At 69.1% G+C, this 18,200-nt stretch carries 16 protein-coding genes; 6 read left to right on the top strand and 10 right to left on the bottom strand.

Annotated features, from left to right (window positions below):
* Positions 1 to 129: 129 nt before the first annotated feature.
* Positions 130 to 1,566: a type I glutamate--ammonia ligase gene (glnA, locus tag QMO76_RS30315; RefSeq protein WP_306364777.1), complete on the bottom strand. Its 1,437-nt coding sequence runs from the start codon at positions 1,564 to 1,566 to the stop codon at positions 130 to 132.
* 100 nt (positions 1,567 to 1,666) lie between these two features.
* Here glnA and QMO76_RS30320 point away from each other — a divergent pair, with 100 nt between their 5' ends.
* The 5 genes from QMO76_RS30320 to QMO76_RS30340 all read left to right on the top strand — a co-directional run bounded on the left by QMO76_RS30320 (position 1,667) and on the right by QMO76_RS30340 (position 8,762).
* Positions 1,667 to 1,843, top strand: coding sequence for a hypothetical protein (locus QMO76_RS30320; RefSeq protein WP_306364778.1), 177 nt, complete (start codon positions 1,667 to 1,669; stop codon positions 1,841 to 1,843).
* A 14-nt stretch (positions 1,844 to 1,857) separates the two neighbouring features.
* On the top strand, positions 1,858 to 3,663 hold the full coding sequence (locus QMO76_RS30325) for a long-chain fatty acid--CoA ligase (protein ID WP_306364779.1): 1,806 nt from the start codon (positions 1,858 to 1,860) through the stop codon (positions 3,661 to 3,663).
* 31 nt (positions 3,664 to 3,694) lie between these two features.
* A complete protein-coding gene (locus QMO76_RS30330) occupies positions 3,695 to 4,870 on the top strand; it encodes a CdaR family transcriptional regulator (RefSeq protein ID WP_306364780.1) in 1,176 nt (391 codons plus the stop codon).
* 230 nt (positions 4,871 to 5,100) lie between these two features.
* Positions 5,101 to 7,161 (top strand): CocE/NonD family hydrolase, encoded by a 2,061-nt coding sequence (locus QMO76_RS30335; protein ID WP_306364781.1) that lies wholly within the window; start codon positions 5,101 to 5,103, stop codon positions 7,159 to 7,161.
* Between the two features lie 164 nt (positions 7,162 to 7,325).
* Positions 7,326 to 8,762: an AarF/ABC1/UbiB kinase family protein gene (locus QMO76_RS30340; protein WP_306364782.1), complete on the top strand. Its 1,437-nt coding sequence runs from the start codon at positions 7,326 to 7,328 to the stop codon at positions 8,760 to 8,762.
* 82 nt (positions 8,763 to 8,844) lie between these two features.
* Here QMO76_RS30340 and QMO76_RS30345 read toward each other — a convergent pair whose 3' ends face one another.
* Positions 8,845 to 9,225, bottom strand: a complete 381-nt coding sequence (locus tag QMO76_RS30345) for a nitroreductase family deazaflavin-dependent oxidoreductase (protein ID WP_306364783.1) — start codon at positions 9,223 to 9,225, stop codon at positions 8,845 to 8,847.
* Positions 9,226 to 9,627: 402 nt separating this feature from the next.
* Between QMO76_RS30345 and QMO76_RS30350 the strand changes: the two genes are divergently transcribed.
* Complete coding sequence (locus QMO76_RS30350) at positions 9,628 to 10,137, top strand: NUDIX domain-containing protein (RefSeq protein WP_306364869.1); 510 nt, start codon at positions 9,628 to 9,630, stop codon at positions 10,135 to 10,137.
* 267 nt (positions 10,138 to 10,404) lie between these two features.
* Here the strand turns inward: QMO76_RS30350 and QMO76_RS30355 are convergent, their stop codons facing one another.
* From QMO76_RS30355 to QMO76_RS30390, 8 genes are read right to left on the bottom strand one after another with little or no spacing between them, the layout of a single operon-like run.
* Positions 10,405 to 11,085: a TIGR00266 family protein gene (locus QMO76_RS30355; protein ID WP_306364784.1), complete on the bottom strand. Its 681-nt coding sequence runs from the start codon at positions 11,083 to 11,085 to the stop codon at positions 10,405 to 10,407.
* A 51-nt stretch (positions 11,086 to 11,136) separates the two neighbouring features.
* Positions 11,137 to 12,279, bottom strand: coding sequence for an ABC transporter substrate-binding protein (locus tag QMO76_RS30360; RefSeq protein WP_306364785.1), 1,143 nt, complete (start codon positions 12,277 to 12,279; stop codon positions 11,137 to 11,139).
* Positions 12,276 to 13,037, bottom strand: a complete 762-nt coding sequence (locus tag QMO76_RS30365; protein ID WP_306364786.1) for an ABC transporter permease — start codon at positions 13,035 to 13,037, stop codon at positions 12,276 to 12,278. The genes QMO76_RS30360 and QMO76_RS30365 overlap by 4 nt, the downstream gene beginning before the upstream one ends.
* Positions 13,037 to 13,894 (bottom strand): ABC transporter ATP-binding protein, encoded by an 858-nt coding sequence (locus QMO76_RS30370; RefSeq protein ID WP_306364787.1) that lies wholly within the window; start codon positions 13,892 to 13,894, stop codon positions 13,037 to 13,039. Before QMO76_RS30370 ends, QMO76_RS30365 begins: the two co-directional genes overlap by 1 nt.
* Positions 13,891 to 14,865 (bottom strand): ABC transporter permease, encoded by a 975-nt coding sequence (locus QMO76_RS30375; RefSeq protein ID WP_306364788.1) that lies wholly within the window; start codon positions 14,863 to 14,865, stop codon positions 13,891 to 13,893. The genes QMO76_RS30370 and QMO76_RS30375 overlap by 4 nt, the downstream gene beginning before the upstream one ends.
* Positions 14,862 to 15,899 carry a TIGR03842 family LLM class F420-dependent oxidoreductase gene (locus QMO76_RS30380; protein ID WP_306364789.1) on the bottom strand — a complete coding sequence of 346 codons (1,038 nt, stop codon included), beginning with the start codon at positions 15,897 to 15,899 and terminating at the stop codon, positions 14,862 to 14,864. The genes QMO76_RS30375 and QMO76_RS30380 overlap by 4 nt, the downstream gene beginning before the upstream one ends.
* A 20-nt stretch (positions 15,900 to 15,919) precedes the next feature.
* Entirely contained in the window at positions 15,920 to 17,335 is a 1,416-nt protein-coding gene (hydA, locus tag QMO76_RS30385; RefSeq protein ID WP_306364790.1) for a dihydropyrimidinase, read from the bottom strand.
* On the bottom strand, positions 17,332 to 18,171 hold the full coding sequence (locus tag QMO76_RS30390; protein WP_306364791.1) for a nitrilase-related carbon-nitrogen hydrolase: 840 nt from the start codon (positions 18,169 to 18,171) through the stop codon (positions 17,332 to 17,334). Before QMO76_RS30390 ends, hydA begins: the two co-directional genes overlap by 4 nt.
* Positions 18,172 to 18,200: the final 29 nt, after the last annotated feature.

Genomic DNA, 18,200 nt, shown 5'->3' on the forward strand with positions numbered 1-18,200 from the left:
TTCCCCCACCGGAATCATGCACCAATTCTACCGCTAATTCCATTGCGACAGAACAGAAATAACCATGTGATATCGAAATCTTCAGTTCGACTGCTCACACTTTCGGATTTTTCGGACAACCGATCAGGCTCACACATCGAAATACAGATCGAATTCGAACGGGTGCGGCCGTACGTTGATTTCAGCGATTTCGGTGTAGCGCTTCAGTCGGATCCAAGTGTCGATGAGGTCTTCGGTGAAGACGTTGCCTTGGGTGAGGTAGTCGTGGTCGGCTTCGAGGCGGTCGATGACGGCTTCGAGGCTGGGTGGGGTTTGGGTTACCTCGGCGGATTCTTCGGGGGTGAGTTCGTAGAGGTCCTTGTCGATGGGGAGGGCCGGTTCGATTTTGTTCGTGATGCCATCGAGTCCGGCCATCATCATGGCGGCGAAGGAGAGGTAGGGGTTGCCGGAGGAATCGGGGCAGCGGAATTCGAGGCGTTTGGCGCTGGCGCTGGCTCCGGTGACCGGGATGCGGACGGCGGCGGAGCGATTGCGCTGGGAGTACACCAGATTGACGGGGGCCTCGAAGCCGGGGACGAGGCGTTTGTAGGAGTTCACCGTCGGGTTCGTGAAGGCCAGCAGGGACGGTGCGTGGTGCAGCAGGCCGCCGATGTAGTGACGCGCCAGATCCGACAGTCCGGCGTATCCGGCCTCGTCGTAGAACAGCGGGGTGCCGTCCTTCCACAGCGATTGGTGCACGTGCATTCCGGAGCCGTTGTCGCCGAAGAGCGGCTTCGGCATGAAGGTCACCGTTTTGCCGTGCGCCCAGGCGGTGTTCTTCACGATGTACTTGTAGTGCTGGAGGTCGTCGGCGGCGGCCAGCAGGGTGTTGAATTTGTAATTGATCTCCGCCTGTCCGGCGGTGCCGACCTCGTGATGGCCCTTCTCCAGTTCGAATCCGGCGCGTTGCAGATTGCCGCACATGTGATCGCGCAGATCCACATCGTGGTCGTAGGGCGCGACCGGGAAATAGCCGCCCTTGGGCCGTATCTTGTACCCGCGGTTGAGGGTGCCGTCCGCGTTGTACTCGGCGCCGGTGTTCCAATCCGCCGACGCCGAATCCACCTCGTAGAAGGCCCCGTTCATGGTGGTGTCGTAGCGCACCGAGTCGAAGATGTAGAACTCCGCCTCCGGACCGAAGTACGCCGTGTCGGCGATGGCGGTGCTGCGCAGATACTCCTCCGCCTTGCGCGCCACATTGCGCGGATCGCGGCTGTAAGCCTCGCGGGTGTGCGGATCGTGGACGAAGCAGTCCAGATTGAGCGCCTTGGCGGCCCGGAACGGATCGAGCTGCGCGGTCCGCAGATCGGGCAGCAACAGCATGTCGGATTCGTGGATGGCCTGGAATCCGCGCACCGACGACCCGTCGAAGGCGACACCGTTCTCCACCAGTTCCTCGCCGAACATGGCGGCGGGAATCGAGAAGTGCTGCTGCACCCCCGGTACGTCACAGAAGCGGATATCGACGTATTCGACATTCTCGGCACTGATGAAGTCCAGGATTCCGCTGGTCGTGGGAGTGATCACCGCTGGCTCCTCAAAATTCGCGCGGCACCCGTGCAATCTCCCACGATACGACTCCGGCCCGACCTTTGTACCCGAAACCGATTGTGGCGCAAGATCATTCGTGTCCACGGTGGTTGACGACCCGCTGAGACCGCGCCGCGCCGATCCGGCCACCGAATTGGGCATTGTGCACAAATCTCCCCGTCGGCAACTGCCCGGTTGGCGGTACCGCGACCGCCCCGCGTGGGGTGTCCTGGAACACACGATCGAGGCCGACTGCGGCCTCGACCAGGAGTGAACCAGAGGTAGGTCGTGAGTTCATCGTCAATCGCGGGCCGAGGCGCGCCACGCACCCTTTGTGAGGCGTTCCAGTCGGTGGTCGCCGCCTATCCCGACGCGGTGGCGCTGCGCACCCTCGGCGGCGGGGTGTCGCTCACCTGGCGCGAGTACGGGGATCGGGTGCGCGCCATCGCGTCGGGGCTGGCGGCGCTGGGCATCGGGCGCGGCGACACGGTGGCGCTCATGATGACCAACCGCCCCGAGTTCCACCTGTGCGACACCGCCGTGCTGCATACCGGCGCGACCCCGTTCTCGGTGTACAACACCAATCCGGTGGACCTGCTCGTCTACCAGTTCGGCAATGCCGAGAACAAGGCCGTGATCTGCGAGGAGCAGTTCGCGCCCACCGTGCTGGAGGCGGTGGCGAAGGCCGCCGCGCAGGGCATTCGGGTAGAGCACGTGATCTGCGTGGACGGCGCCCCGGCGGGCACCATCGCGCTGTCCGCGGTGGAGTCCGCCCGCTCCGACGACCTCGATTTCGAATCCACCTGGCGCGCTGTCGATCCCGAGGATCTGCTGACCATCGTCTACACCTCCGGCACCACCGGCCCGCCCAAGGGCGTGGAGCTCACCCACACCAATTTCATCGAGAACGCCCGCGTCATCGACGAATTCGGCGGCGGCGGTCCCGACGACCGGGTGGTGTCGTATCTGCCGGACGCGCACGCCGCCAACCGCTGGTTCGCGCACTACCTGTCCATGCTGACCGGCGGCCAGATCACCACGGTGCCGGATCTGAAACAGGTCGCCGAGGCGCTGACCGAGGTGCACCCGTCGGTGTTCCTGGGGGTGCCGCGGGTCTGGGTGAAGGTCAAAGCCGCACTGGAGGAACGCTTCTCGGCCGAACCGCGGCCCAAGCGCGCGCTGGTGGAGTGGGCGATCCGCACCGGACGCGCCCGCGCCCGCGCCATCTCCGACGGCCGCGCACCGAACCCCCTGGACACCCTGCGCCACCGGGTGGCCGACCGCCTGGTGCTCGCCGCCGTCCGGGAGCGGCTCGGCCTGGACAAGGTGCGGGTGGCGGTCACCGGCTCCGCGCCCATCCCACCCGACACCCACGAGTTCTTCCTGGCCCTGGGCCTGCCGCTGTGCGAGGGCTACGGCATGACCGAGTGCACCGCGGGCGCGACGATCTCCCGCCCCGGGCGCATCAAGATCGGCACGGTCGGCCTGCCGCTGCCCGACACCGAGGTCCGCATCGGCGCGGACGGCGAGGTGCTGGTGCGCGGTCGCAATGTCATGCGCGGCTACCGCAAGGCCCCGGAGAAGACCGCCGAGACCGTCGACGCCGACGGCTGGCTGCACACCGGCGATATCGGCAGCCTCGACGACGACGGCTACCTGCGCATCGTCGACCGCAAGAAGGAGCTCATCATCAGCGCGGCGGGCAAGAACATGTCGCCCACCAATATCGAGAACACCGTCACCGAGAACTGCCCGCTGGCGGGCACGGTGGTCGTCATCGGCGAGGCCCGCCACTACAACACCGCGCTCATCTGCCTGGACCCCGATCTGGCCGCCGCCTTCGCCGAGCGTCATCAGCTACCCGATCGCGACGTGGCCGCCCTGTCGCAGCACCCGCTGGTGCGGCAATCCCTGCAAGAGGGCATCGACGCGGCGAACGCCAAGCTCTCCCGAGTGGAGCAGATCAAGCGGTTCGCGGTGCTCCCGGATGTGTGGACACCGGGCAGCGACTGCCTCACGGCCACCGGAAAACTACGCCGCAAACCAATAGCTACCCACTACGCCGCTACCATCGAATCGCTGTACACGACATGAAGGCGGTACCCGAGATGAACGCGGAACAGCCATGCACCCGCTGACCCGCGACCGAGCGCTGGAGGACCTCTACCGGCGCGCGACCGCGTTCCGGGACGATACGGCGGCCGCGCTGCCGCCGTATCGCACCCTGCCCGCGCCCCTGGTCGCCGACGGACTCGAGCGCGGCGCGAAGCTCAATATCGACCTGTTCTTCGACTTCCTGCGCACCGGCAGCCTGCCGAGCGAGACCGACACCCGGGAAGTGGTCGAGATCGCCGTGGGCCGGGTACGCGACGGCGAACCCCTCGAAGAGGTCCTCGACCGCTACCGCATCGGCGCGGAGTACATCTTCTCCAAGGTGCGGGCCACGGCGCCGGACGCCGAGCGCGACCTGCTGCTCGACGCCGCGCTACCGCTGCTGCAATACATCACCCTGGTGACCGGCCGCATTGCCACCGCCTGCGTGCACCGGGTCAGCGATCCGCGCTGGGAACTGTTGGAACGCCGCCGCGCCATCGCCGACGCGCTGCTCACCGGCCGCGATCCGGTGGAATGGGCCGACGAACCCGCCATCACGGTGCCGGACTCCTTCCTCATCGCGGTGTTCCGGCTGGGTACGGGCCGCTCCGCCGAGACCGGCGAACTGCGCCACCGCATCGAGGCCATCCCCGGGGTGTTCCTGCGCCTGGACAGCGGCGGCTGGACCGCGCTGCTGCCGCTGCAACCCGGTGACGACGGCACGGCCACCGCCACCGCCCTCAGCGCCCGGCTGCCGGTGCGCCCGCCGGGCCGTCCTGCCCCGTTCTGGGTGGGAGTCGCCACCGCGACCCAGCGCGCGGACATCCCCGACCGCGCCACCGAGTCCCGCACCCTCGCCGAGCTGGGCCGCTGTCTGGAACGCTCCGACACGCTGTGTCGGCGCAGGCAGCTGTTGTTCGAGTACACCATCGCCACCAGCGGCCCGGCCCGCCCCGGCCTGGCCGCCGTGCTGGCGCCGCTGGATCCGCAGCCGCTGCTCGCCGAGACCCTGGAAGTGTTCGTGGACAGCGGATTCAACCAGCTGGCCACCGCCCGCATGCTCAATATCCACCGCAATACCGTGACCTACCGGCTGGCCCGGGTGCACGAACTCACCGGCCTGGACCCGCACCGCCCGACCGACGCCATGACGCTGTCGGCCGCGCGCATCGCCCGCCGCCTCGAGGCCGCCGACTTCGCACCCTGAGCCCGGCGGCGGCACCGTCTCGCCCGGGCCGCCGCGACGCGGCGCGCAGCCGCCGCCCGTCCGCGCGATGTGGGCCGAGTGCACAATCCGCCCGCCCCCGCTCTTGGCTATTGCCGGTACCGGCCACCCGGGACTGTGCGGTGTGCTGAATCCGACGAAGAGGTCGTGTCGCGGCACCGGGTGCGTCCCGCCCCGCGCGGCGGCCTCCTGACATCCGCAGAGGTAGATCGTTGAGAATTTCGACCCGGCCGCGCAGGGGCGGCCGTCTCGTCACCCTGGCCGCCGCGTGCCTGACCGCGGTCGCCGTGACGGCGACCCTCGCGCCACCGGCGTCGACGGTGCCCGCCGCGGGTCCGGTGCCGACCGCGCCCACGAACTTCGGACTCCCGGACGGCTATCAGCCGACCCCCGAAAAGTACGGCGTCGGTTACGAATTGGGCCATGTGGTGCCGCTCGCCGACGGCACGCAGATCCAGGCCGAGGTGCGCTACCCCACCGATCCGGCCACCGGGCAGCGCGCCGCCGGTGAGTTCCCGGTGGTCCTCAACGTCACCACCTACGGCGCGTTGAGCAGTGCCCTCACCGCGGCCCTCACCGGCGTGATCGACCAGTTCCAGATTCCGCTGCCCGATCAGCTGCGCGATGTGCGCCGGGTGATCAACCAGGCCACCAGCGCCCAGGATGTGCTGGTGCGGCGCGGCTATATCGAGGTGGTCGCCGATGTGCGCGGCACCGGCGGCTCCACCGGTGCGTGGAATCCGGCGTCGAAGCAGGACGGCCTGGACGGCGCGCAGCTGGTGGACTGGGCGGCGCAGCTGCCCGGCTCCAATGGCAAGGTCGGCATGTACGGGTACTCGTTCCCGGCGCTCACCGCACTGCGCACCGCCCAGTCGGTGGGCCCGGATTCGCCGCTGAAAGCCATTGTGCCCATGGCGATGCCGAACAATATCTTCAACGAGGTGCTGGGCCACGACGGCATGATGAGCCCGATCCTGCTCACCGCCATCTCGCTGCTGGTGCCCTATCTGAGCCTGATCGGCCCGTTCATGACGGCCGTGGTGTCACCGCAGCAGTTCATTCCGGCGCTGGTCGATCATCTACAGGCGCTGGTGTCCTCGGACAGCACCATCAAACTGCTCATCGAGGCGTACGCGGGCGGGCCGCTGGCCTACGACACCGCCTGGTGGCAGGAGCGCCGCTTCGAGACCGAGATGCACAATCTGGTGGACAAGGGCATCGCCATGTACCAGGTGGGCGGCTTCTGGGACCTGTATCAGGAAGGGCCGCTGCGCAATTACTCGCAGCTGCAGAATCTCGCGGCGGGTCGCGACCAGTTCGCGCCCATGGCTGCCGACCAGCGCGCCGACGGCCGCTATCAGCTGCTCATGGGCCCCTGGTATCACGTGGGCCTGGGCGTCGGGCCCGGATCGCGGCTGGACACGAATATGATCACGCTGGCCTGGTTCGACCGGTGGCTCAAGGACATTCCCAACGGCGTCGACGAGACAGACACGCCGCTGCACGTCATCGACGCGAACAACAATGCCGCCGATACCGCCCGCTACCCGTTCGAGCAGGCGCGCATCGAGCAGCGCTGGTTCGACGGCGACCGGCTCACCGCGCGGCCGCCGACCGTCGACGACGCCTCGGATCGCCTGGACTACACCGGCATCGACAATATCTGCAACCGGCAGAGCCTGGCCCAGTACACCGGCGGCCTCCTCGACTTCCTGTTCCGGGTGTTCAATGCCTACAACCCGTGCACGGAGTGGGTGCAGGAACCGACGGCGGGCCTGAAGTACACCACCGATCCGGTGGCCGAGGCGACCGTGCTGGCCGGACCGGCGAGCGTCACCCTGTACGCGTCCTCCACCGGAACCGACGCGGCCTTCCAGGTCTGGCTCGACGACGTGGCTCCCGACGGCACCGTCGTCAACATCACCGGGGGCTCCCAGCTGGCCAGTCAGCGCACCCTGAACGAGGACAAGACCTGGCGCGGACCCGACGGCACGATCTACGCGCCGGAACATGTGCTCAGCAAGGAGACCGAACAGCTGCTGGTTCCCGGCGAGGTGACCCGGATGGAGATCAAGCTGCGCCCGGCCTTCCACCGCCTGGAGCCGGGTCATGCGCTGCGCCTGCGCATCACCAGTGGCACGTTCCCGTCCACCATGCCGATTCCGACCGATCTGCCGCGCCTGCTGGGCACCTCGCAGCAGATCCACCGGGACGCCGTACGGCCTTCGAGCCTGGTACTACCCCTGGCACCGGCGGGTGCGTTCACCCGCTGAGCGCAGGAGGTCCGCCGACGGTGGCACGGCCGGTCGCCCCGGCCGTGCCACCGTCCCGGCGGTCTCGGGCACCAGCCGCCAACCTTGGCGTCCGGCGACTTCGGGCACTGTCGTCCGGCTCGTGGCCGTGCCACACTGGGGCAGTCGATCATCGGAGGTCAGAGATGCCCGATCCGCGACCGGGGGGACTGCGTCGGCTGTCCCGGCGCACCCCAGCCGATCCCAGCGGTGATCCGCCGACCCGGTCGGCCGTCCGCAATGCCAAACTCGCGGCGCTGCCCCTCGCGTACGCGGGACGCCGGGTGCGCGGGGTGGGGCGACGCGCCTTCGGCGAACCGGCGGGCGCGGTCGAACTCGACATCCAGGCCCGCACCGCCCAGCACATGTTCGAGGTGCTCGGCGAACTCAAGGGCTGCGCGGCCAAATTCGGGCAGATCCTGGCGCTCTACGAACTCGCCCTGCCGCCTGATCTCGGCGCACCCTACCGGGAGGCGCTCAGCCGCCTCCAGGACTCGGTGCCCGCCATGCTGCCGCGCGCCGTCACCGGTGTGATGGCCGCGCAGCTGGGGCCGGACTGGCGGCGCGCCTTCACCGATTTCGACACCCGGGCCTGCGCCGCCGCCTCGGTCGGGCAGGTGCACCGGGCGCGCTGGCACGACGGCCGCCGGGTCGCCGTCAAGATCATGTATCCGGGTGCGCGCGAGGCCGTCCTGCACGATCTCGAGCACCTGCGCCGCATGGCACCGCTGACCTCGGTGCTGCTGCCGGGCGCGGATGTGCGCGCGCTCAACGACGCGCTCGCCGCCTGCATCCACGAGGAACTCGACTACGCGCGTGAAGCCGAGACCCAGCGCGTCTTCGCCGCCGCCTATGCCGACGACCCGGATTTCGCGGTGCCGCGCGTGGTGCATCAGCAGGGCGATGTGCTGGTGTCGGAATGGGTGGACGGGATTCCGCTGCAACGACTGCTGGTGTCGGGTTCGCCCGCCGAGCGCGACCGGGTCGGCAGGCTGGTGCTGCGTTTCGTCGTATCCAGCATCGTGCGCACCGGCCTGCTGTACACCGACCCGCATCCGGGCAATTTCCGTGTGCTGCGCGACGGGCGGCTCGGCGTGGTCGACTACGGCGCCTGCTCCCCCGTTCCGGCCGATTTCCCGGCGCTGGTGGGCGATATCGCCGACGCGGTGTTCAACGGCGGGCCCGATGATCTGGAGACGGCCCTGCGGCAGTACGGATTCGTCCCGCCCGGCGGCGGTTTCGACGCCGTGGCGTTCAGCGAACTGATCGACCCCATTCGCACCCTGTTCCGCACCGATACCGTGCGTATGACCACACCGTGGCTGCGCGAGCAGGTACTGCGCATCACCGATCTCAGCCTGTCCAATGTGAGCAGGCAGCTGACCGCGCCGCCCGCGCTCACGCCCGTGGGCCGCACCATCGCCGCCACGGCGGGCGTGCTGTGCCAGCTCGGCGCCGGAGGCGCGCTGCGCGCGGAGATCCTCGCCCATCTGCCCGAGGCCGCCGACGCCCTCCACCGCGCCGAGCGCGGTGCGGGCATGCGGCCGCGTACACCGGTCGAGCGGTTCGGCAACTCGGCCTGAAGCAGCACCGAGAATCCTCGCGCCCGCGTCGGCGCGTCACCCGTGCGGGGCCGACCGCGTCATCCGTGCGGATGGCATTCGGTCACTCTGCGATGCGCGCCTGGACGTAGTACTCCGCCCGCAGCGCCACCAGCCACTGCCGGACGCCGACCGGGGCCCAGCTGGCGCTGGCGTCGTGGCCGACCACCGGATCGGTGAGCATGACGGTGCGGCCGCGGGACTCGAAGCCGAAGGCTCCGGCGGCGCGAATATTCTTCAGCCAGTCCACGTCCCGGCCGTAGGTGAGTGCGATGCGGTAGCCGCCGTCGCGGTCGAATACCGCGACCGGGGTGCGGTAGACGCGTCCGGACTTGCGCCCGACGTGCACCACGACGCCGAATCCCGGTGTGTAGCGGGCCAGCACGCCCAGCACCGGATTGGTGACCCGCCGATTGATCCTGGCCAGAGCCTGTGGCAGCGGCATGGGAATCGTCCTCTCCGACGAAAGCTGTTGCGTCCCAGAGGCTACGCCGCGCACGCGCCGACCGCTCCGGACTCGCCATCCGGATGCGCCGACGCGAGTGCTCAGCCGGTTCGGGTGCCCGACCGCATCCGCCACCCCGGTCGGCGACGACGAGCGCGGACAGCGGTCCCATGACCGATTTCGCGCCGACGCGGGTGATCCCGCGCAGGGCGGGGGACCTCGACCGGCTATCGTGCCCCGAGATAGGAGCGGAGCGCCCTGCGCGAGCGGGTCCGGCGTGGAAACCGGGTGGGCAGCCGCCGCGAATGCGGAGCTGGGCGACGGGCAAGCCTCATCCGGTCGCGATGGGTCGCCGGGATCCGCTTCCGAGCCGTGAAGAGAGGCAGGGCCGCCATGGTGGAGATGATCGCGCTGTACGACGCGGCCGGGCGTGAGGTCGGGGCCGAGGACCGGTCCGTGGTGTACGCCGAGGGGCTGTGGCATGCCAGTGCCGGGGTGCTGGTGCGGTCCGGGGACGGGTCGCGGGTGTACGTGCACCGGCGCACCGAGACCAAGTCGGTGTTCGCCGGTATGCACGATTGTCTGGCGGGCGGGGTGGTGGAACCCGGGGAGCGTCCGGCGCAGACCGCCGTGCGGGAACTGGCCGAGGAGCTGGGCATCGTGCTGGACGACGCTGCCGAGCCGCCGCGACCGGTGGCGCGCGCGTCCTGGGACGGCAGCTGGGCCGGTCGGCCCATGCGATGTCATCTGTTCGCCTACGAGCTGCGCTGGGACGGGCCGATCCGGCATCAGCCCGAGGAGGTCGCCGACGGCTGGTGGTGGACCGATGCCCGGTTGCGCGAGCGGCTGGCCGATCCGGTGTGGCCGTTCGTCCCCGACACCCGCGTGCTGGTTCCCGATCTGCTGCGCTGAGCGCCCGCGCTCGGCACCCGGAAACGCCGACAGCCCACCGGACCCGCGCGATCCGGTGGGCTGTCACGTCTGCGACTACTGGCCGCCGGCGCTGCCCGTGAACAGGCCCTGAACCATCTTGATCAACACGTCGGCCAGGAAATCGGAAGCGGATCCGGACATGCGTATCTCCTCATCTCTGTGTCTTGCCATGTCGGACATCTGAAGCATGACCGATTCACAAAAGTCGTACGATGATTTCACGTGACTGTGAGATGGATCACATCCTCAGCTCGACGAGGTCACCCTCCCGATCCAGGCCGAGAAAGCCCCGGGATTGCGCGTCTGCAACAGCACCCGACCCGGCCCGGTGAAATCGAAGACGAAACCCTCGCCGGAGGTCAGCGACTGGATGGACCGCCCCGACACCGCCCGCCGGATGGTGAACCGCATGGCCAGGTCGTAGGCCACCACATGCCCGGTGTCGATGGTGACCGGCTCCCCCGGCGCGAGATCGATGACATCGATGGCACCGAAGACGCCGAGCACCACCTCACCCTGCCCGTGCGCCCGCAGCCCGAAACCGCCCTCGCCGCCGAACAGATTCGCGAAGCCACCCCATTTGGCCTCCACGGTCACCCCGTGCGAGTTGGCGATCCACCCGCCGCGATTGATGAAGAACGGCCGGTCCGGGGTGATGGTCAGCGGCAGCATATCCCCGGGCAGCGCGGGTGCGACATCCACCCATCCGCCCTCCGGCGGCGCGGTGAAGGTGGAGACGAAGAACGACTCCCCCGCCAGCACCGACCGCTTGATCCCGGCGAGGATGCCGCCCTCGGCCCGAGCCTGCAGGGTGACCCCCGCCGAATGTGCCACCATGGCACCGCTTTCCACCCGCAGGGGCTCGCCGCCGGCGAGGAAGCAGCGCGCGATCGTCGACGACGGGCTGTGCCGCAGTTGAACTTTCATATCCGGCGACGCTAGCAGCGCGCGGTGACCGGACGGCCCGGAATCCGGTTGCTACCGGCCGCCCTCGGTCAGCACCACCTGCACCGGCGCGTAATCGGTGCCGGTGACGTCCACGCCGTCGGCCTGCAACAGGTCCAGCGCCCGGGTGACGTAGGTGTTGGTGTAGGCGTCGGCATCCGGCTCCCGGGTGAGCACCGTCGCGCCCTCCTGGTTGCGGGTCTGCCGGGCGATGGTGACGGTCTGGTTCCACGCCGTCTCGTCGACCGTGCCGATGCCGTCCGGCGAGGGCCAGATGAGCTTGTTGACCTCGTTGATCTGCCACTGCTGATGGCTGGCCCCGAGGGTGCTGCCCGCCGCCACGGTGATGTCGCGGCACTGGTCGACATTGTCGCGGCAGAAGATCCAGCCGCGCAGCGAGGCGGCCAGGAACCGCACGGTCAGATCCTGGTAGGAGCTGTCACCCAGCCGTTCGGTATTGGCCCACACCGCGTCCTGGAGCATGGCCACACCCTGTTCGTTCCAGTCGATAGTGGTGAAATCGGCGGGGGTGTAGAGCTCTCCGGTGGCCGGGTTCCTGGTTTCGAGCAGCTGGGCGTACTCGTTGTAGGACATGGCCTGGGCGGCCGCGATATCCCCGGCGAGGAAGGCGTTCATATCGAACTGCTGCTGAACGAGGCGCACATCCGCGGCAGGGTCGAGTCCGGCCTTGGTCATTCCGGCGAAGAGTTCGAATTCGTTGCCGTAGCCCCAGTTTCCGACGGTCTTGCCGCGCAGGTCGGCCGGGCCGTCGATACCGGCGGAGGCGAAGGCCACCTGTTTGGTGCCCGAGCGCTGGAAGATCTGCGCCACCTCGGTGATTCCGGCACCGGCCTCGCGGGAGGCGAGCGCCTTGGGCACCCAGGCGACGGCGAAGTCGGCCTGCCCCTGGGCGAGCACGGTCTGCGGGACGATATCGGTGCCGCCGTCGAGGATGTCGACGTCGAGCCCCTGTTCGCGGTAGAAGCCCTGGTCCACGGCGGCGAGGTAGCCCGCGAACTGGCCCTGTTTGAACCACTGCAACTGCAACCGCACCTTGGTGAGCCCGTCGGCCGTCGTGGTGGTGCCGCCCTCGGTGGTGCCGCACCCGGTCAGTGCCGCCAACGACACCGCCACCACGGCCAGGCAGGTGCGCAATTTCCTTGTGGTACTTCTCATTTCGATCTCCAACTAATGGTGCGGGGTCGGCGGGTCAGCTGTTCGGCGACGACGACGGCGGCGAGGAAGAGCAGGCCGAGCAGCATGGCGGCGATGACATACGCCCAGGCCCGCGGATAGGCGGTGTTGGCGGCGGCGGAGATGATGCGGCTGCCCAGCCCGTGCTGCAGCCCGCCGAAGTACTCGGCGATGATGGCGGCGATGACCGCACCGGGCGCGGCGATGCGCAATCCGGTGAACAGGTGCGGTAGGGCGGCGGGCAGCCGGATGGCGCGGGTGACCTGCCAGCCGGTGGCGGCATAGGAGGTCATCAGGTCCACGTGCACGCGCGGAGCCTGCCGCAGCCCCTTGACCGTGCTGACGTACACCGGGAAGAACACCACGATGGCGGCCACCATCCGGCGCGGCAGGTCGGTGGTGCTGGAGTACAGCGAGTTCAGCAGCGGGGCCAGCGCCACGATGGGGACGGCGGCGGCCGCGGCGGCCAGCGGTCCGAGCAGGCCGTCGACGACCCGGAACCGCACCGCCACAATGGCCGCGGCGATGCCCGCCGCGATGCCGACCAGCAGCCCGATGAGGGCATTGCGGCCGGTGGCGATGGTGGCGTCGAGTATGCCGGACCGATTGTCCCCGAACGCCTCCGCGATGGCGCTCGGCGAGGGCAGCAGGAAAGAGGGCACCCCGGCGGCGACCGTGAGCACCTGCCACAGGCCCAGGATCGCCACGCCCACCAGCAGCGGCGGCAGCCAGGTGCGCATCACCGCTCCCGTCCCGCGTGCCCGTCGTGCAGGGCCGCGCGCACGGCCGCCACCGCCTCGAAGAACGGTTCCGTCGCCCGGACATCGATGTCCTCCGATTCGACGCCGGTGCCGCCGGTGTCGAGGACGGCGGTGATGCGGCCGGGGCGCGGCGACATGACCACCACCCGGTCGGACAGGTACACCGCCTCCGGAATGGAGTGGGTGACGAAGACGACCGCCGCACCGGTCTCCCCGGCGATGCGCAGCAGTTCGCCCTGCATGCGTTCGCGGGTCATCTCGTCGAGCGCGCCGAAGGGTTCGTCCATCAGCAGCAGCGGTGGTCTGCGGGCCAGGGCGCGGGCGATGGCGACGCGCTGCTGCATGCCGCCGGACAGTTCGGCCGGATAACGGCGGGCGAAGTCGCCGAGACCGGCCATCTCGAGCAGTTCGGCACTGCGCCCGCGGCGTTCGCGTTTGGGCACGCCGTGCAGTTCCAGCGGCAGCTCCACATTCTCCTGCACGGTGCGCCAGTCGAGCAGGCCCGCCTGCTGGAAGGCGATGCCGTAGTCCTGGTCCAGCCGCGCCCGCCGGGCCGTCTTGCCGTGCACGGTGACGCTGCCGCCGGTGGGCTCCTCGAGGTCGGCGATGATCCGCAGCAGGGTGGACTTGCCGCAGCCGGACGGCCCGATGAGGGAGACGAACTCCCCGGCGGCGACGGTGAGCGAGACGTCCTCCAGCGCGGTGACCGCACCGGCGGAGTAGATCTTGCCGACCGCGCCCAGTGCCACGGCGGGCACCGGACCGTCCGGCCGATCGGGCGGATGGTGTGGTGGCACCTGCGCCGCGGGCGCGGCGGTGGATGGTTCGACGGTCAACGGGTACCTCCTGACGAGCGGCCGCCCCCGGCCGGGCGGCTGTAGCGCCGCAGCGCCACTTCCACGAGTGCCACCAGTCCCGCGATGGCCACGCCGAGCAGGGCGGCGGCCAGCACCGCCGCGTACAGGCGCGCGGCGTCACCGGTGGACTGCTGGGAGAAGACGATGATCTGGCGGCCGATGCCGCCCGCGGTGCCGGTGGAGATCTCGGCCACCACCGCGCCGATCACCGCCGCCGCACCCGCCAGCCGCAGCGCGGGCAGCAGATGCGGGACGGCGGCGGGCAGGCGCAACCGCAGCAGCGTCGCCCACCAGCCCGCGGCATAGCTGTGCAGCAGCTCCACCGCCGCCCGCGACGGCGATTGCAGGCCGCGCAGCATCCCGATGGCGACCGGGAAGAACACCAGATAGGCGGCGATGACCACAATGCTCATCCAGGGCTGCCAGGGCCGCCCCGCGATGGCGATCTTGCCGCCCCACCCGGCGACCAGCGGCGCCAACGCGATGAGCGGAACGGTCTGCGACAGCACCACATACGGCAGCAGTCCGCGCTCCACCCAGCCGAAGCGCTGCATGAGCACCGCCAGCGTGATCCCGACGACGGTGCCGAGCAGCAGGGCCAGCAGCGCCAGGCCGAAGGTGAATCCGGCCGTGCGCAACAGGGTTCCGCCCACGGTGCCGGCACCGTCGGGTTCACCCAGCACGGTCAGCACCGACCAGGTGTGCGGGAGTGCCGCGTCGGTGGTGCGCGGCAGCACGCGCTGCTCGCCGATGCTCACCCCGTCGGCCGGAACGAGCGCCTTCACCAGTTCCCAGATCGAGGCCACCAGCACGAAGGCGGCGATCGGGTACAGCACTGTGCCCCAGCGCGATCCGGCCGTATCCCCGCGTGCGCCGCGACCGCGCCGACGGGACGGGCGCACGACCCGCTGGGCGGCCGCGGTGCGGCCGCCCTCGGACAGCGCGGTCATGTCGTACTCGCCGTCGCCACGATCGGTTGCGCCAGGCGCGGCACGATCGACTCCCCGTAGGCGTCGAGGGTGGCGGTCTTGGCGTCGTGCTGGAGGTAGACGGCGAACTGGTCCACGCCCAGCGCCTCCAGCTCCCGCAATCGCACCACATGCTCGTCGGGGGTGCCGAGCAGGCAGAACCGGTCCACGATGGCGTCCGGCACGAAGTCGGCGTGGGTGTTCCCGGCGCGGCCGTGCTGGTTGTAGTCGTAGCCGCGGCGACCGGCGATGTACTCGGTGAGCGCGGCGGGCACCTCACTGTCCGCACCGTACTTGGCGACGATATCGGCCACATGGTTGCCGACCATGCCGCCGAACCAACGGCATTGCTCCCGGGCGTGTTTCATGGCCGCGTCCGAGCCGTCGGTCACGTAGGCGGGTGCGGCCACGCAGATGGTCACCTCCTTCGGGTCACGTCCGGCGCGTTCGGCGGCGGCGCGCACCCGGGCGACGGTCCAGGCCGTGATATCCGGATCGGCGAGTTGCAGGATGAACCCGTCGGCCACCTCGCCGGTGAGATCCAGTGCGCGCGGCCCGTACCCGGCCACCCACACCGGCAGCCGGGAGGCGTGCGCCCACGGGAACCGCACCGTGGTCTCCCCCACCCGGGCGCTGCGGCCGTTGCCCAGTTCCCGGATGACACCGATGGATTCGCGCAGCGTCGCCAGGGTGGCGGGGGCGCCGCCGAGGGTGCGCACGGCGGAATCGCCCCGCCCGATCCCGCAGACGGTGCGGTTGCCGAACATATCGTTGAGCGTGGCGAAGGTCGAGGCGGTGACGGTCCAGTCCCGGGTGGACGGATTGGTCACCATCGGCCCGACCACGACTTTGCGGGTGGCGGCCAGGATCTGGCTGTAGATGACATAAGGTTCCTGCCACAGCAGATGCGAGTCGAAGGTCCACACGTGCGAGAAGCCGTGCGTCTCCGCGATTCTCGCCAGTTCCACCACTCGCGACGCGGGCGGTGTGCATTGCAGCACCACACCGATATCCATGGGGCACACTCCGTTCCGGATCAGATGAGGTTCTGGGAAAGTTCGCGCTTCACGAACCGGCCGTGGCCAGCACGCCCCAGATAGTCGCCGTTGTCGACGATCACCCGGCCGCGTGAGAGCACCGTGTCCACATGACCGTCGACCTCGAAACCCTCGTAGGCCGAATGGTCCATGTTCATGTGGTGGGTCTTGCCCATCCCGATGCTGGTGTGGCCGTTCGGGTCGTAGAGCACGATGTCGGCGTCCGCGCCCGGGGTGATGGCCCCCTTGCGCGGATACATGCCGAACATGCGGGCCGGGGTGGTGCAGCAGACGTCCACCCAGCGCTCGAGCGAGATGCGGCCGTCCTTGACGCCCTGGAACATCAGGTCCATGCGGTGTTCGACGCCGCCGATGCCGTTGGGGATCTTGGAGAAGTCGCCGATGCCGAGTTCCTTCTGATCCTTCATGCAGAACGGACAGTGGTCGGTGGCGACCGAGGTGACGTCTCCGGTGCGGATGTAGCGCCACAGCTCGTCCTGATGCCCCTCCGCCCGGGAGCGCAGCGGCGTCGAGCACACCCACTTCGCGCCCTCGAAACCCGGTGCGCCCAACTGTTCCTCGAGCGAGAGGTACAGGTACTGCGGGCAGGTCTCGCCGAAGACGTTCTGGCCGTTGCCCCGCGCGGTGGCGATCTGCTCCAGCGCCTGCTTGGCCGAGACGTGCACGACGTACAGCGGTGCGCCGGTGACCTGGGCCAGCATGATGGCGCGGTGGGTGGCCTCCTCCTCCAGCTGCCACGGCCGCGAGGTGCCGTGGAAGTACGGCGCGGTATCGCCGCGCTGGAGCGACTGTTCGACGAGAACGTCGATGGCGATGCCGTTCTCGGCGTGCATCATGAGCAGTGCGCCGAGGTCGGCGCTGCGCTGCATGGCGCGCAGAATGCGGCCGTCGTCGGAGTAGAACACCCCCGGATAGGCCATGAACAGCTTGAAGCTGGTCACCCCCTCCGACACCAATTCCGCCATGCCCTTCAGGGATTCGGGGTTCACGTCACCGACGATCTGGTGGAAGCCGTAGTCGATGGCGCACTGCCCGCCCGCCTTGTCGTGCCACAGGGCGAGGGTGTCCTGTATCGACTCACCCGGTTTCTGGACGGCGAAGTCGACAATGGTGGTGGTGCCGCCCCAGGCCGCGGCCCGGGTGCCGGTCTCGAAGGTGTCGGATGCCTCGGTGCCGCCGAAGGGCAGCTGCATGTGGGTGTGCGCGTCCACGCCGCCGGGGATCACGTATTTCCCGGTGGCGTCGATGATCTCGGCGTTGGCCGCCACCGCGCCGAGCGCGGTGGAGCCGGGTTGCAGGACGGCGGCGATGGTCTCGCCGTCGATCAGGACGTCGAGGGGCTGGGATCCGGTGGCCGACACCACCGTTCCGCCCTGGATGAGGATTCGGCTCATGGCTGCACCAGCGGTCCGTAGGCGTCCGGGCGGCGGTCGCGGTAGAAGGCCCAGCGGTCGCGCACCACCTTGATGAGGTCCAGGTCGAGATCGCGGACCACCAGTTCCGGGGCGGTGTCGGAGGCGACCTCGCCCACGAACTTGCCCTCGGGATCGACGAAGTAGCTGGTGCCGTAGAAGTCGTCGTCGCCGTAGTCGGCCTCGATGCCGACGCGGTTGATCGCGCCGACGAAGTACTCGTTGGCGACGGCGGAGGCGGGCTGCTCCAGCTTCCACAGGTAGCCGGACAGCCCGCGGGAGGTGGCCGACGGATTGAACACGATCTCCGCGCCCGCCAGGCCCAGCGCCCGCCAGCCCTCCGGGAAGTGCCGGTCGTAGCAGATGTACACCCCGACCCGGCCGACGGCGGTGTCGAAGACCGGCCAGCCCAGATTGCCCGGCCGGAAGTAGAACTTCTCCCAGAAGCCGTTCACGTGCGGGATGTGGTGCTTGCGGTACTTACCGAGGTAGCTGCCGTCGGCGTCGATGACGGCCGCGGTGTTGTACAGCAGGCCGGGCTGCTCCTGCTCGTACACCGGCAGCACCATCACCATGCCGAGTTCGGCCGCCAGTGCGGCGAACCGGTCCACGGTGGGGCCGGGCACCGATTCGGCGTAGTCGTAGAACTTGGTGTCCTGGAGCTGGCAGAAGTACGGCCCGTAGAACAACTCCTGGAAGCAGATCACCTTCGCTCCCGCCGCGGCGGCCTGCCGGGCGTAGTCCTCGTGCGCCTTGATCATGGACTCTTTGTCGCCGGTCCAGTTGGTCTGAACCAGCGCTGCTCGAACGATTGCCATGCTTTGTGATACTGCACTGGGAACCAATT

Source organism: Nocardia sp. CC227C (assembly GCF_030767025.1).
In the GTDB taxonomy this organism is placed as follows: Bacteria; Actinomycetota; Actinomycetes; order Mycobacteriales; family Mycobacteriaceae; genus Nocardia.